This window comes from Psychrobacter sp. (assembly GCF_030454045.1).
In the GTDB taxonomy this organism is placed as follows: domain Bacteria; phylum Pseudomonadota; class Gammaproteobacteria; order Pseudomonadales; family Moraxellaceae; genus Psychrobacter.
This window is the reverse complement of sequence record NZ_JAKDJE010000032.1, coordinates 17,385-33,727: the sequence shown is the minus strand read 5'-3', so window position 1 is coordinate 33,727 and position 16,343 is coordinate 17,385. Positions and strand designations below refer to the sequence as shown.

11 protein-coding genes and 1 pseudogene are annotated in these 16,343 nt (G+C 44.8%); 5 read left to right on the top strand and 7 right to left on the bottom strand.

Annotated features, from left to right (window positions below; all coding sequences use genetic code 11):
* Positions 1-560: IS1 family transposase (locus tag L0G63_RS07655; protein ID WP_301450105.1), on the top strand; the 560-nt coding region annotated here is incomplete at its 5' end.
* Here the strand turns inward: L0G63_RS07655 and L0G63_RS07650 are convergent.
* From L0G63_RS07650 to L0G63_RS07635, 4 genes are all read right to left on the bottom strand, one after another.
* Positions 541-918: a P-loop NTPase fold protein gene (locus L0G63_RS07650; RefSeq protein ID WP_301450104.1), complete on the bottom strand. Its 378-nt coding sequence runs from the start codon at positions 916-918 to the stop codon at positions 541-543. The genes L0G63_RS07655 and L0G63_RS07650 overlap by 20 nt on opposite strands.
* 78 nt (positions 919-996) lie before the next feature.
* Positions 997-3,273: a class 1a ribonucleoside-diphosphate reductase subunit alpha gene (nrdA, locus tag L0G63_RS07645; protein WP_301450103.1), complete on the bottom strand. Its 2,277-nt coding sequence runs from the start codon at positions 3,271-3,273 to the stop codon at positions 997-999.
* Between the two features lie 500 nt (positions 3,274-3,773).
* The gene (locus L0G63_RS07640; protein ID WP_075106219.1) at positions 3,774-4,094 is read right to left on the bottom strand and encodes a YbeD family protein; all 321 of its coding nucleotides are present in this window, start codon (positions 4,092-4,094) and stop codon (positions 3,774-3,776) included.
* Between the two features lie 344 nt (positions 4,095-4,438).
* Positions 4,439-5,365 (bottom strand): bestrophin family protein, encoded by a 927-nt coding sequence (locus L0G63_RS07635; protein WP_301450102.1) that lies wholly within the window; start codon positions 5,363-5,365, stop codon positions 4,439-4,441.
* Between the two features lie 166 nt (positions 5,366-5,531).
* Between L0G63_RS07635 and L0G63_RS07630 the strand changes: the two are divergent.
* A pseudogene (locus tag L0G63_RS07630) lies at positions 5,532-5,792 on the top strand (STAS domain-containing protein); the annotation flags it as partial.
* A gap of 67 nt (positions 5,793-5,859) precedes the next feature.
* Here L0G63_RS07630 and rpoD read toward each other — a convergent pair.
* From rpoD to L0G63_RS07615, 3 genes are all read right to left on the bottom strand, one after another.
* Positions 5,860-7,785 carry an RNA polymerase sigma factor RpoD gene (rpoD, locus tag L0G63_RS07625; protein WP_301450101.1) on the bottom strand — a complete coding sequence of 642 codons (1,926 nt, stop codon included), beginning with the start codon at positions 7,783-7,785 and terminating at the stop codon, positions 5,860-5,862.
* A 530-nt stretch (positions 7,786-8,315) separates the two neighbouring features.
* A complete protein-coding gene (locus L0G63_RS07620) occupies positions 8,316-10,487 on the bottom strand; it encodes a DNA primase (RefSeq protein WP_301450100.1) in 2,172 nt (723 codons plus the stop codon).
* Between the two features lie 155 nt (positions 10,488-10,642).
* Positions 10,643-11,857, bottom strand: a complete 1,215-nt coding sequence (locus tag L0G63_RS07615) for an outer membrane protein assembly factor BamD (RefSeq protein WP_301450099.1) — start codon at positions 11,855-11,857, stop codon at positions 10,643-10,645.
* A gap of 753 nt (positions 11,858-12,610) precedes the next feature.
* Between L0G63_RS07615 and L0G63_RS07610 the strand changes: the two genes are divergently transcribed.
* From L0G63_RS07610 to L0G63_RS07600, 3 genes are all read left to right on the top strand, one after another.
* On the top strand, positions 12,611-13,819 hold the full coding sequence (locus tag L0G63_RS07610) for an RluA family pseudouridine synthase (protein ID WP_301450098.1): 1,209 nt from the start codon (positions 12,611-12,613) through the stop codon (positions 13,817-13,819).
* 108 nt (positions 13,820-13,927) lie between these two features.
* The gene (locus L0G63_RS07605; protein ID WP_301450097.1) at positions 13,928-14,908 is read left to right on the top strand and encodes a polyphenol oxidase family protein; all 981 of its coding nucleotides are present in this window, start codon (positions 13,928-13,930) and stop codon (positions 14,906-14,908) included.
* Positions 14,909-15,011: 103 nt separating this feature from the next.
* On the top strand, positions 15,012-15,629 hold the full coding sequence (locus L0G63_RS07600; RefSeq protein ID WP_301450096.1) for a flavodoxin family protein: 618 nt from the start codon (positions 15,012-15,014) through the stop codon (positions 15,627-15,629).
* The last annotated feature ends 714 nt before the right edge of the window (positions 15,630-16,343 follow it).

Below are 16,343 nucleotides of genomic sequence, written 5' to 3'. Positions count from 1 at the left end.
ACGGCTGTCACTCTAGAATAGAAGATAAAATACGGCTAATGACAGTGAGAGGCTGTGGCATTAGAGACATTGCTATTATAGCCTCAGTTAGCATTGGTAAAGTGCTTAGCACCATAGGCTCATCTGTTTATAAGATTGCGCCTAAGAAGCGCTATTATGAACGCTTAGAGGTTGATGAGTTTTGGACTTACGTGTATCGCAAGAAGCGTAAAGTTTGGCTTATTTATGCTTATGACCGCGCTACCAATGAGATTGTCGCTTATGTCTGGGGCAAACGTGACCTGAAAACAGCTAAGAAGCTAAGAGCCCGTCTTAAACAACTGAAAGTCAGCTATGGCTCTATTAGCATGGATAACTGGGATAGCTTTATAACCGCATTCAAGCCTGACAAGAAACAAATCGGCAAGCAGCATACGGTAGGCATAGAAGGTAATAACTGTCGCCTTAGGCACCGATTGCGACGAGCCGTTCGAAAGACCTGCTGCTTCTCAAAGAAGTTTGATAACCACTTTAAGGTGTTTGATTTGGTATTCTTTTATATCAATTATGGCTATGTCTGATGTCAGCATACTTTTTAGAACACCACCTTTTTTTTATTTCCCTAACATCACTTTCCTTCTCTGAAAATTTACTAACTATGTGATTTACTATCAATAAAAAAGGTTCTTTATCAAAATCTTTTTCCCAAGCATTAAAATAAGAGACCTTAATATCTCTCTGCTGTAATTCAGCTTGCAAAAACCTTAGGAAAGTTGTTTTTCCGGTTCCCCATGAGCTATCTACGGCGATAGTGCAGGGGTTAGATAGCTTTGTTATCAATTCGACAATGTTTAGCACTTCAAGTTCACGACTAAGTTTATCGTTTAAATAAATATCATCATTAGGAATATCAATACTTTGATCAGTAGGTAACTTCATTGACAACTCCATATGATCTTTATTTAACACTAGTAAGCGGATTTAACCCAAAAGCCAAACCCGCCATATATCAATAACTTAAATTTTACATGCACCGCCAGCACAATCATCTTCCATATCCGCTTGGGCATCGTTCGCACCATCACGAGTGTTATGGTAGTACAACGTCTTCACACCCATTTTATAAGCGTTTAGTAAGTCTTTTAGCAATATCTTCATCGGTACACGGCCACCTTCATAACGAACAGGATCGTAGTTGGTATTGGCAGAGATACTTTGATCGACGAATTTTTGCATGATAGCGACCAGCTTTAGGTAACCGTCATTGTTTGGCATTTGCCATAGTAGCTCGTACTGATCTTTTAGGGTAGTAATCTCAGGCACGACTTGCTTTAGGATGCCATCTTTTGAGGCTTTGATAGAGACCAGACCACGTGGTGGCTCGATACCGTTGGTGGCGTTGGCGATCTGACTTGAGGTCTCAGACGGCATCAAGGCGGTTAGGGTAGAGTTGCGTAGACCGTGCTCAGTGATATCCCTACGTAGCGTTTCCCAGTCTAGATGTAGCGGCTCTTGGCAGATTTTGTCCAAGTCGGCTTTGTACGTATCAATCGGCAAGATACCTTGCGAGTAAGTAGTCTCATTAAAGGCAGGGCACGCACCTTGCTCTTTTGCCAATTTGTTTGACGCTCTTAACAGGTAATACTGCAATGCTTCAAACGTCTGATGGGTCAGACCAAGCGCGCTGTCGTCAGAATAGCGTGCGCCATTCTTAGCCAAGTAGTAAGCATAGTTGATTACGCCTACACCAAGCGTACGGCGACGCATGCTGCCGTTTTCGGCGGCTTTTACGGGATAGTCTTGGTAGTCGAGCAGGGCATCAAGTGCACGCACGATCAGCTCGGCTGGCTCTTCGATATCGCTGACGCTCTCGACTTTACCCAAGTTGACCGCTGATAGCGTACAAAGGGCGATTTCGCCTTCTTCGTCATTGATGTTATCCAGTGGCTTAGTCGGTAGCGCGATTTCCATACATAGGTTTGACTGGCGAATCGGCGCAATGGCCGCGTCAAATGGGCTATGGGTGTTGCAATGATCGACGTTTTGGATATAGATACGACCTGTGCTGGCGCGCTCTTGCATCATTAGGCTGAACAAATCAGCAGCTGGGATTTGACGGCTACGGATGTTAGGATCATTTTCGTACTTGGTATATAGCTCTTCGAATTTGTCTTGGTCTTCAAAGAACGCATCATATAGGCCTGGCGTGTCACTTGGTGAAAATAGCGAGATGTCTTGCCCTTTGATGAGGCGCGTGTACATCGTTTTGTTTAATTGTACGCCGTAGTCCATATGACGGACACGGTTGTCTTCGACGCCGCGGTTGTTTTTGAGTACCAGTAATGACTCAACTTCCAAATGCCATAATGGGTAAAATAGGGTCGCAGCACCGCCACGGACGCCCCCTTGTGAGCAACATTTCACCGCTGTTTGGAACAGTTTATAAAATGGGATACAGCCAGTGTGCTGCGCTTCACCGCCACGGATAGGGCTACCAAGGGCGCGGATACGACCTGCGTTGATGCCGATACCAGCGCGCTGTGATACATAGCGTACGATGGCGCTGGTGGTCGCGTTGATTGAGTCTAGGCTGTCACCACATTCGATCAGTACGCACGAGCTAAACTGGCGCGATGGCGTACGTACACCCGACATGATAGGCGTCGGTAGGGAAATCTTAAACTGTGAGGTCGCATCATAAAAGCGTTTGACATAGCTTAAGCGGCTGGCCTTGTCGTAGTTGGCAAACAGGCACATACCGACCAGCATATACAAAAATTGCGGGCTTTCATAAACGCGCTTGGTGACGCGATCTTGTACGAGGTACTTGCCTGCCATTTGCTCAACCGCTGCATAGGCAAGGTTCATATCACGCCAGTGGTCAAGGTATTCTTCTAGCTCATCAAATTCTGCACGGCTGTAGTCCGCTAGGATATGCTCATCATATTTGCCAGCGTCGGTTAGCGTTTTGACGTGATCATACAGGTGCGGCGGCTCAAACTGGTTATAAGCAATCTTACGCAGATGGAAGATCGCCAAGCGCGCGGCGAGATATTGATAGTCAGGCGTGTCCTCTGAGATGAGGTCGGCGGCTGATTTGATAATGGTTTCGTGAATATCACGAGTCTTGATACCTTCATAGAACTGGATATGGGATTTTAATTCAACTTGCGATACCGACACATTGTCCAAGCCATCAGCCGCCCACGCTATTACCTTATGAATTTTGTCTAAATTAATAGGCTCTAAACGTCCATCACGTTTGGTTACTTGGATTTTATCAATATGTGTCATGTTAGCCTCTATTTTGATTGCTTATAGTGATGCTGCGCGCCAAAGGAGCGGCAGACATTCTTTATGACGCGATTGTAGTCGATGGTAGCAGCAGTTTTTTGGCAACAAGCAGCCACTACCCATAGTGATAGCAAAGATCACTGAGTACTACATGTAGCGTTTTTCTTAATCGGTAGGCACAATATAGCGGGAAAATTTTGAAAATACTATATTGATTTTAGGATAAAACTATGTTGCTACAACGTTGTAGACGGTCCAAATTTTGGCAAAGGACGATGGGATAAGGGTTAGGCGCAAATGAGGTCGATCATAAATTTTTTGTAAAAATAGTGCGGCCATTTGCTTTTTATTTTCTCAGCGATTGTCGCCTGATAACCATCATCGTGGCGGCAATAATGCGGGCGCAGATTGTACATCAAACCACAAAAAATCGCCACCCATATGTTATTACTAGTGAGTGACGATCTGGACTAAAAAGGTGCTAAACCTGCCTGAACGATTTATAAAACCATGCGAACCGTTTTGGCATTATCAAGAGACGCATAAAGCTTGTTTACTTGATCGGCCTCTGTCAGATATAAATTAACGCGGGCTGAATGAAAGCGACCTGTTCTAGAAGGTTTTACCTCGATAGAGGCCAAATCAAAATCAGGGAACTGACTGCCCAAGATGAGCTTGATTTCATTAAGCAAGCTCTCGTGCTCGCCTTCATGACCAATGATGCTGAGTGGGTAGTTCATCGGGAACTCCCAAAGCTCAGGATTTTGAATGTCTGTTTTTTTGCCTTTTAAGACGCCGTCATTGGGCGTCATATCCGTCATGCTGACTTCTTTTTTGGACGTTTGATCAGTGTTTTGATTGCTATTGTCTTTTGGATCATCACTCATGATGGCAAGCCTCACTTTTATAGATAAATAACTGGTATAAAACACCAGCTGATATGGATATTTGATTGAAATGATACTGACTGTAATGACATCAAAAATCTGAGACTGGCTCAGTGTTTTTATAGGTAATATTTTTGAATAGATCAGAATGAGCCAGTGGGTTAGCGTAGGGGGTTTACCCACGGTGTCGTTGTCTACTGTTTATAGTGGCGTGCGGTAGATTATTCAAGTTACGTTTGCCGCTCGTTTATTGTATGGCGCTTAGATGACGGCAATATTTACGGCAAATAACCATCAATAGGCATAATATCAGTCGGCAGATTGGTCTCTCCTAATGCTTCTCGCAGATTGATCTCGATAGTGCGGGACAATGCCGTCAATGGAAGTTGGTTGGCTGCCAAACCAAACGGCTCTTCTAACTCTTCGCTCAGTGTATCTAGCCCAAAAAAGGTATAAGCAATCACGGCACAAACCAAGGGCGTTGCCCAACCAAGCGAGGCGACCAAGCCAAAAGGCAGCATGATGCAATACAGGTAGGTCGTACGATGTACCAGCAGCATATAAGCAAAAGGTAGCGGTGTGTTGAGAATACGCTCACACGCTGCCAAGACAATCGTCATAGAAGTCAGGCGCTCATCCATGTTTTGGATGACTTGCTCTGAGACCAGTCCTTGCCGCCGAATATCGCCGAGATGCTTACCCATGAGGCGCATTATATGGTCAGGGACATTTTTTGCTTGATGCATACCATCATGATCTACCGCTGTGACAAAAGGCTTAATATCCGCCCAAGGTTGCGTACCACGCAGCCTGTGGCGTACAGCATGTGCAAAAGCAATGGTCAGATATACCATGGTGCGCTGAGTCTCACGACCATGCTCGTTGTCATCATCTATAAAGGATAGAACTTGGCGCGTTAAGCTGCGAGCATCATATACCAACTGGCCCCATAGCATCCGTGCTTCCCACCAACGCTGATAGCTGGCGTTATTTCGAAATCCCAAAAACAGCGATAATGCGATGCCCAATAAGGTAAAAGTGGCGATACCATAATAAGGAAAAGAGTCAGGAATCCAGTGTTGAATAATGGTAATGGCTGTACTAAGGATGGTAACCAATAGCAGCTGCGGATATATTTTTGGAATGATTGAACCGCGCAGCGCAAAAAATATCTTAAACGGGTGGGGTGTTTGCCGGACAATCATGTCAGCTTCCTAGCGATGGGGTATATGGAGACACTATTCAATGTCTCGTGTAATTCTAATACAGAATCAAGATCTGTAAAGCCCAAAAGACTATAAATTTATTCAAACTAAGAAGTAGGGTGGTCACTTAAGCTCGGTAATTGGGATAGCCAAAAAGTTAAATCCTCGCCTATTCTTTTCGTCAGCAGAGCGTATGACTGAATCCTTTGATATTAAAGAGTCTGTCTCTAAAGTAGTTATTGACGTGTCACGAGCACATTTTTGGGATGTGATAGCAATCGCTGCGATTGATAAAGTCATTATCAAATTTCGCCGTGAAGGCACTGAGGTAGAGCTTATTGGTTTGAACGAGGTAAGCCAGACGATGATAGACAATTTCGGTGCGCATGACAAACCAGATGCTGAGCAAAATTTAGGCGCGCATTGATAACATAGATTAACGAACACAAAAAAGCCGAGATAAACTCGGCTTTTTTATTTAGCTTCATTAAATATTAGTCATTTTCAAGGAAAGAACGTAAATGCTCAGAACGTGAGGGATGACGCAATTTACGTAGTGCTTTTGCCTCAATCTGACGGATACGTTCACGGGTGACATCGAACTGCTTACCAACTTCTTCAAGTGTGTGGTCGGTTGGCATATCGATACCAAAACGCATCTTTAATACACGGGCTTCACGCTCAGTTAGATTACCGAGTACATCACGAGTGGCTTCTTGTAGTCCAGCAGACGTTGCATCGTCGACAGGGCTTGAGATCGTACCATCTTCGATGAAGTCACCTAGGTGTGAATCTTCATCATCACCGATAGGCGTCTCCATAGAGATAGGCTCTTTAGCGATCTTGAGCACCTTACGGACTTTGACTTCGTCCATCTCTAGACGTTCGCCTAATTCCTCAGGCGTTGGCTCGCGGCCCATCTCTTGTAGCAGCTGACGTGAGACACGGTTGATCTTGTTGATGGTCTCAATCATATGCACAGGGATACGAATGGTACGTGCTTGGTCAGCGATAGAGCGCGTGATTGCCTGACGAATCCACCATGTGGCATACGTTGAGAACTTATAACCACGGCGATACTCAAACTTATCAACCGCTTTCATCAGACCGATATTACCTTCTTGGATCAGATCCAAGAACTGTAGGCCACGGTTGGTGTATTTTTTGGCAATAGAAATCACCAGACGCAAGTTGGCCTCAACCATTTCTTTTTTGGCGCGGCGCGCTTTTGCCTCACCAACGGCCATACGGCGTGCCACGTCTTTCATGTCGTGGATTTTCATATCAAGCTGCTGCTCATAGTCACGGATACGACGTTGTAATAAGATCACATCATCGGTGACTTTTTCTAGCGTGCCCGCAAATGCAGGCTTACCTTTGATACGCTCGATGAGCCAATCCACATTGGTTTCATTGCTAGGGAAGGTCTTACGGAACTCTTCGCGCGGCATACGACCACGGCGAATCACCAAGCGCATGATTTGACGCTCTTGCTTACGCACATCATCATAGACATCGTGCATGATCGCCATGACTTGATCTGACAAGCGGTTATTGAGCTTTAGCATCATGAAGCGCTCAGCAAGTAACGCGTACGCAGTATCCGCCTGTACGCTACCACGACCATAATCTAGTAGCGCTTGCTTGGCTTTGATAAATAGATGCTCAATCTCTTCTAGACGCAGACGTACTTCTTCTGGATCGAGACCGCTGGTTTCTTCTTCCGCTTCCTCTTCCACGTCGTCTTCGTCTTCGTCGTCCTCATCGTCAAGCGCGGCTGCCTTGGCATTGCCCTTGGCTTTGATAACGGGTGGATTTTCTTTTTCTTCTTTGATGCGCTCACGCTCTTCTTTTGCCGCATCTTTGGCTTCTTGAGCGGCGATTTTATCTTCTTCGGTTTCAGGATCTAAGAAACCTGTGATGACGTCAGATAGCTTTTTTTCGCCATCTTGTACTTTTTGGTATTCATCAAGGACGAACTGTACGGTGCCAGGCCAATATGCCATGGCATGCTGCACGTCACGAATACCTTCTTCGATACGCTTAGCAATGGAGATCTCACCTTCACGGGTAAGAAGATCAACTGTACCCATCTCACGCATATACATACGGACAGGGTCAGTGGTACGACCAGGCTCAGTCTCAACAGAGGCGAGTACCGCCGCTGCCTCATCTGCTGCCATGTCATCATCACTTGAATCATCGTTCATCAAGATGTCATCGGCATCAGGGGCAGACTCAAAGATTTTGATACCAACATCGGTTAGCATCTGCACAATATCTTCGATCTGATCGCTTTCGGTAATAGAGTCGGGCAGCTGGTCATTCACCTCAGCGTAGGTAAGATACCCTTGCTCTTTGCCCATTTGGATTAAGGTGGCCAGTTGAGATGTGGACTTAGAAACTGACTTATCGTTCATAAATACTCGCTTACTTGCATCGGACATTTTTATATTGTGACTCGCTATCGCTCGCTCTTTGCGTTGATCTTATCAATGGATTGATCAAAATATGGCGTAGAGGTTGTCAATAATATCAAAAATGAGTTGATATGAATAAAGGCTCAAAACACTACAATAACAATGCTAAAAAACAGCTAAAAATTAGAAAAGCTAAAAAGACTTCAATACAGTACCTAAAAAAATATAGTACTTAAAATTTAATACTCAAAATAGTATCTAAAAGCAGATACGTAAAATAATACCTAAAATTTGTGCTTAAAGATGCATGCTCACAATCATTAACCAAGCAGTGCTGTCAATATACAGCGACACAGTTTAACACAGACCATCGTCGTCAAGCACGAGCTAGTGATAGCTACCGACCATTTTTTGCTGATTAATTCTATGATCAGTCAAATGATTCAGAGGCGACTCATGCTATCGGGCATAATCATTAGTAGTGGGGGCGGTCGCCAAACTTTTAAAGGGTCGACATTTGAAATTGAATATTAAGACTGAACGGTGACCATCTGTGATGAGCGTTCGGCATGCTGCGCGCGCAGCCAATTGCTCAAATGCTGGGCCTGCATACGTACAATCGCTTGCTTGATATGATCAGGGTTTTTTATCAGCTCTTGCATCTTCTTTTTTATATTACGCTCAAGCAGTGAGCTGACAAGCTCCTCGATCAAGTCGTCGAGACTCAATACATTTCTTGCTGTTAGTGCCCGATAAAATCCGCCCCAGCTACTGCTTAGTGTCACTTGATGGGATTGATCCAGATTTGATAATACAAAATGTGCCGCTGCATTGGCATCGGTAGGCAAATACTTTATGCACCGCTTAATCGTTGTGACAACATTTAATAAAGCCGCATCTTGCAAGTCTTCCCATGCGATTGCGCGCAATGCATCGCTTGCCGCTTTTTTTTGTATGTGAGCAGGCAGCTGTAATCTTGTCAGCCCAGACTGTTGCCAAATCGATTCGATAGGGTCATCAATGAGTGCGCGCGGCTGAAACAAAAAGCACAGCTGCAATTGTTGGCTGATGGTCATATCACCATCAAAGTCTAGCAGCGCATCTTTAGCCTCGACATTTTGACTGCGCCTGCCGCCAAGCTTTTGATAAATGTCATTATTGAGCAAATAGCGAAAGCTACTGCCTTTCGGCAAGGCGGTCGTCAACGAACGTACTTGGGACATGAGCTTGGCTTTGCCTTCAGCCAGACTCATATCATAGCGCTCACTCAGATACGCAAAAATATACTGAGATAACGGCATGGCTTGGCTGATTTGCTCACGCATGGCATCGCTGCCATGACTTTTGATAAACGTATCAGGATCATGATTGTTAGGCAGGGTCAAAAACCGCAGTTCTTTGTCATCAGCCAGCACTGGCAAGGCAACCTCAAGCGTCCGCCAAGCGGCTTTTTGTCCGGCACTGTCGCCATCAAAACTCAAAGTCAGCGTTGGATTGAGTGTCAATAGCCGCGATATTTGGCTTTCATTGATTGCCGTACCCATCGAGGCGACCGCCCCATAGATGCCCGCTTGATAGAGAGCAATGACATCCATATAGCCTTCTACCACCAGCCAGTCGTTAGCACGCTGCTGCCGTGATTCGTAATAGCCATAGAGTACATGCTGCTTATGAAAGACGGGCGAGTCTGAGGAGTTGATGTATTTTGGCTTGATCTCATCGTCGAGCGCCCGACCACCAAAACCAATGGTGCGACCTTGGTTGTCACGAATAGGAAAAATAACCCGATCACGCAGCAGATCGTAGTCACGGCCAGACTCTGATTGGCGCACGAGCCCTAGTGCCTTAAGTCCTTCAATATCTTGTGGAAACTGGTGCTCAAGATGCTGCCAGCCAAATGGCGCATAGCCAAGACCAAAAGTCTCAAAAGTCTCTTCAGTGAGTCCGCGTGACAAAAAGTATTGCTTGGCATGAGGGTGAGTGTGTAGATTACGCTGATAGAACTGCTGAATTTGCTCTAGCAGATCGTACAAATTGCCATCTTGATCAGACGTCTGATCGATACCAATACTATCCATGCCTGCGTCAGTTTCTGTCAGCCATACTGGCGGATAGCCACCATCGTCCGCATGGTTTGACGAATACAACTCTGATGGATACGAGTCCATCGAATAAGGTGCTGATTCGTAAGTGTCTAGCGGCGGGAAATTATCGTAACCCTGAGCGTCATCATAACTCGACTGGTCTATGTAACTTTGGTCGTTTTGGGCGATATTGTTTGGATGACTGTCTTGGTTTGTGCTGCCTTGATTTACTTTGCTGTGTTCTATCGTTGGGCCAGGCACATTGGCTGCTGGCGGTGCGATAGGTTTTGGCGCGCCGCGCTGATAACTGACGTTTTGTTGCTCTTCTTTTGGTACTTCGATACCTGTTTGTTTTGATAGCTCATTGACCGCTTCAATGAAAGTAAGGCTTTCATAATCGCGCAAAAAACTGATGGCATTACCGCCAACCCCGCAACCAAAACAGTGATAGATATTTTTTTGTGGATTGACATAAAAGGATGGGGATTTTTCACCATGAAACGGGCAGCAGCCTTTATATTCGTTGCCAGCGCGTTTGAGCGTAGTATGCCGACCAATGATGCTGATTAGGTCAGCTTGGCTATTGAGTTGTTCCAGAATATGGTTAGGGATGCTCATACAAAAAACAGTTTACCATAGGTCAATTAAGTTGATACACCGACAATAAATGAGTGAGATAAAAATATAGATGACAGAAAAATAAGGCCAACGCGATGTTGACCTTATTTTTATAAATACAGACGGTGTCAGCTCAGTGAAGCAGCTTGGCGTAATCAGTCGTCAGTCATATCGATATCTGCTGGGGCCACTTGGATACGGCTATTGTCTTCCTCTAGCGTAGTGCGGCGGGTTGGATTGATGTTTTGCGGATCAACAGTGGCTTCTCTTGCTGTCGAGCCAGTACTTGATTGGCTGGTCACTCGCTCAGTGGATGCTTCAGGCAGACCCAAACCAATGTTGATGCCGTTGCTGCTACTGCTAGTTGCAGTAGAGTTGGCACCGGCGCGCGCGGCGCTGACGTTATTATCGCTTGCCAGTCTTAGCTGGCTTGCATCACGAATCATTTGAGTCTTGGTGGCCCCATTATATTCCCCAGTTGCAACTGGCGCGTCAGTGGGGCCTGAACGACCAAGCTTACCAAAGGTAATTTTGTTCAGCCAAGAGCGGTCACGTTTGGTGCTCAATTTTACGTTGCCATTACTGGTCAGCATGTTTGGATAATTGATTTGCAATAGGGTTTTGTACTCATTTGCCAAATCTGTCAGACCAAGTTTTTCATGACTATAAGCTAAGACGGCGATAGCATCTGGTACTGACTCGCTAAGCGGATAGTATTGGAACACCCATTTGGCACGGTTAACAGCGGCCACATAAGCTTCACGCTCGATATACCAGTTGGCAGCGCTCATCTCACTTTGGGCAAATTGGTTGTAGATGAAGACCATACGCTGAGCGGCATCTGGCGCATATGGGCTGTTTGGGTATTTGTTCACAAGCTCTTGGAAATTGGCAAAGGCAATACGAAGATACGCCGTATCACGTTCCGCTTGGTTCAATTTAAATAGCTTTAGGCTCTCAGATGAGCCTTCCATGTTGGCAACGCCGCGTACATAGTAGGCGTAGCTGACTTGCGGATTAGAAGGATATAAGCGGATAAACTGCTCGGCACTCGCCGCCGCCATCTCATACTGATCGCTTTGATATTGTGCATACATCATGTCGAGCAATGCTTGTTCTGCATATTGACCTGTTGGATAAAAGGTACGCAAATTGGTCAGCTCTTCAACGCCTTGGACATAGCGGCCTTTGTCGATTTGAGCAATGGCATCGTTATAGTAATCTTGCTCTGATTTCTCCGCGGTTTCTACTGCATCGACATCTTTGGCGCCAGTGAGGTTTTTGAATGTCTGGCAACCCACTAGATTGACGCTCAGCGCAAGTAAGGTGATTGAGGACAGTTTGATAAACGTATTGCCAACAGCTTGCATACTTCTTCTCCGACACAAGACGCACAATAGCAGCAGCGCTATCATGCGATATAAAAGGTTAGTGATAAAAAATGAGCCTACGGCCTAGCATGGCAGTGATTGATTGAAAACTCTCAATCAGCGATGCAAAAGCAACCCATTTTTTAACGAATGCGGTTTTTGTTATGACGTATTTTGGTAGATCTGGTATAGAGGACTCTGATAAAACCCCATAGTAGACCCTGCGTATTTAATCACATTCAAACGGCTTTTAGGGCAAACATAGTCGATAAAATACAACCGTATTAAAAACAAATACTAAGCGACCGTTTTTAAATACAGTGCCATAGCATACAGCAAAACATGGCTATACTTTATAGAATAACGTTTGCTCCGTCTATTTTTTCGCTATCTATATTTTACAGGCAGTTTACCATGAGCGGCTATCACGAGCGATATCCAATGTCACTGCTGCGGATAAATATACAGTAAATTACAGCAATGTTATGTTCCAGAGAGTTAATTAGTCAGGTCTAGGATGTAAGAGGTGCCAAAAATTTGCAGATAGTATGTACTTTTATAGGGCTTGGGCGCGTGACATGATACACTAGCGCAGTATTGTCGCTACTTTTTTGCCCATTTTTGCTTTTATATATGAGCCAAACGTTCAAAGCGACTATTTTTATTGTTTTTTATGATTTTATTTTCAAAATTGCCTGACAACATACGGTTAGGAAAGTGGGTGTCTATCAATCCACTATCAATATTAATGCTATGACCATCCCTTTATCACCGAATCAATCATCACAGAATGATTCATCAGCACAAGAGTCACCAATGCCAAACAACGTTTCAAGTAATAACGAGCTACCTGACAATCAGGAAATAATAGATGAGCACAATGAGGCTCTTGATAATGACGACTTGCTCGAAGAAGATAGCGATATTGATGAAGAAATTGACGACAGCGACATGGATGATGGTGACGATGAAGCGCCAGTAGCAGCTCAAGCGGTACCAGTGGTGGTAGATATAACGCATATTGTCACAGAAGATGAGTCTGGCCTACGTATTGATAAAGTCGCTTCGCAAGTATTTGCAGACTTCTCTCGTGTGCAACTGCAAGGTTGGATCACGGATGGTAGCTTACTCTATAACGGCAGTGTGCAAAAACCCAAAGTCCGTGTCAAAGCAGGTGATGTCCTACATCTATCAACGACGTTGCAGCAGCACAGTGAAGATCAACCAGAAAATATCGATATCGATGTGGTCTATGAGGATGACGAGGTACTGGTTATCAACAAGCCTGTCGGTATGGTGGTTCATCCGGGCGCTGGCAATCAGACAGGCACTTTGGTCAATGCCTTGCTGTACCATTATCCACAGCAGCATCACTTGCCGCGTGCAGGGTTGGTACACCGTATTGACAAAGATACCTCTGGATTACTACTTATCGGTAAAACCAAACCGGCTCAAATGGCGTTGATGGAGCAGCTAAAAGACAAATCTGTTTATCGTCATTATCAGTGTGTGGTAGCAGGCGATCAAGCAAGCTTGCTGCGTCATCGCCGTATTGATGCGCCGATAGGGCGACATCGTACTCAGCGTACCAAAATGACAGTCATGACTGCCGGCCGTGAAGCGGTAACCCATCTATTAAATGTCACGCCACTGAATGACAACTACTGTCTGTTAGATGTCGGGCTTGAGACGGGTCGTACGCACCAGATTCGCGTGCATCTGAGTCATGTGACCCATCCGCTAGTCGGGGACCGTGTCTATGGTGGTCGTCGTCAACTGCGAGCAGGTTTGACAGAAGCACAGCGCCAAGCCATCAGCAACTTCCCACGTCAAGCGCTACACGCTTATACCCTTGGGTTTGTGCATCCGGCAACTGGTGAGGATATTGAAGTGACAACACCTCTACCAGAAGACATGCAACAGCTCATCGAAGTGCTAAGCGACGGTTATGATGATGAGTAACCATCATTAAAAAACGGCTGTTTAAAAGGGTTTAGGATAGTTGGCGTTGTTATCATCGTGAGGTAGGGATGCTAATTTTTAGACAGCAGACAAAAGGATGAAGCAGTCGTGACAAACAAGCTTCCGATAACAGATAAATTCCCAATGATACTGCTTGCGCAGATGGATGATGTGGCTGTTTTTCAAACGGCTGCTTTTGCATCTAACCTTATTGATGAATCTGATGCCAACATGCAGCAGGGACAGGTGGGGCAGGCAAACTACGGTGCGCTAAACCTCGGCCTGCATGTCAATGATGATGCAGCAAAAGTATTGGGCAATCGCATGAGCCTGCTGACGGCTATCAATAAGCAATTAGCTTGTGCACCATCACAAAACGAGCAGAATACGGCTATCAGCAGCTTACATTGGGTCAGTCAGATTCATGGTAAACAGATTCATGATGTCGATACGACGCCTTTGAGCATGACACCCATGGCGGCTGACGCCATAACTAGCAAGCAAAGTGGTCGTGGACTGGCGATCATGACGGCAGATTGTGTGCCGATTGTGTTGTATCAACCCTTAAGCGGCAAAATCGCGGCCATTCATGCAGGCTGGCAGGGACTGGCATGCGGTATCATCAAAGAGACTGCTCAGCGCTTTACAGATGCAGGCGCCGTACAGGCTTGGATTGGGGTGTGTATCAGTCAGGCCAACTATGAAGTTGGTCATCAGGTCCGTGACCAATTATTGGCTGGTTGCTTAGATAATCAATTACTAACGGCGTCAGATAGTGATAATTTTGATAGTTTATATGTGATGTGCTCAGATAATGGTCTTGAAAATCATAGCGATACTCAGCATTTACATAAGACAGTTGATAAACTATCGAATTGCGCTACAGTACACACGGATAAAGTTAAGCTAAACTTACCAAAACTGGCCGCTGATCAATTAACAGCCGTTGGCGTGTCGATAGATAGTAAAGAACCTATCAGCTGTAGCTACGCCGATAGTCATTATTATTCTTATCGTCGTCAAACGCATATGCAGCAGCCTGCCACGGGACGTATGGCACTGGTGATTGTGCGCTGCGCCGCTACGTAGATGTCAGCTCACAACTAACGAACCTATTGAGTGCGCTGAGTCGTTGTGCACTCGTACACTATATTATTTTTATTTAACCTTTATTGTCATTATTAGAGTATATATGAATACATCTGCTAAATCGTCTGCAACCTCCACTTTGACCGATAATTTGCCTAACGTATCGATTGCCGTTATTTTCCATAGCAATTATGGTCATACTAAGCGTGTCGCTGAAGCGATTGTACAAGGGGCACATCAGCAATTACCAGAAGCGCAGGCAAAAGCGGTTGATATTTATGATATTGACTGGGATTACTTAGATCAGGCAGATCTATTGGTTTTCGGTAGCGCGGTATATATGGGCAGCGTCACCGCTGAATTCAAAACCTTTATGGATGAAACCTCAAAGCGTTGGTACAACCGCACGTGGGAAGGCAAATGGGCCGCAGCTTTTGCCAACTCAGGCGGTCTGAGCGGTGATAAACTTGCCGTGTTGCAGCAAATTTCTCTATATGCCATGCAGCATGGTATGAATTGGATTGGTCTGCCGCTTATGCCGACGGGTCATGAGGCGCACGATCTCAACCGTCTATCTAGCTTCTTAGGTTTGATGACGCAATCTCTTGACGGACCACCTGAAGAAACGCCAGGGAAAGGAGATATTGATACCGCTATTTGGTTTGGTGATCATTTGGCTAAAACCATCATTAAACATCAGCCAGCGGATAGTAAGCGTTAGATAACACAGTAGGTGACAGGCTACTCCAGTAAAAAAGCAGACACTATTGATGTCTGCTTTTTTTATGTCAATGTTATGGAGTAACCATTTTATGGAGCAACCAGATTAGTCGGTACAGGCTTAACAGGAATAGGGCTATCAACAAATTGGAAATGTTGACAACCAGTCAGCATTAGCGACGCTATCAGCAGACAAATAGAGGTAAGTGACTTCATAATAGTATCTCAGAGGCGATATACCACCCAGTAATAGGTCTTGTCTGGCTAGCATCAGAAATGTAGATAGTCAGGAGTAATGTGCATGTTTAGACATTATATATAAAAACAGGTCTGTTATATAACCTTAAAAAGATACAGAGGCTTGGCTTTGTTTTTAAAAAATTATTTATTCAATGGTGAAATAACCTGATCGCTATTTATTTGCCTTTGTTATATTTGACTGGATATTACTTGCTGCAAATACTTATGGACAATATTGAGTGCCTACTGACAGGTCAATTATTTGGCAGTATCGACAGATATTTGAATGGGTTGTATTGTCAATAAAAATAGTGATAATATGTGAAAAGCTGACCAAATAGTCAAGTATCTAGTAGTGCGATGCTTTGGCTAAAACATCGGATAATGACAGCTATTTTTGATCACATTATTTATTATAAAAAACGCAACGTATCAAATTCATGGATACGTCTAAGCGTACTTGAGCAGCTGCAGC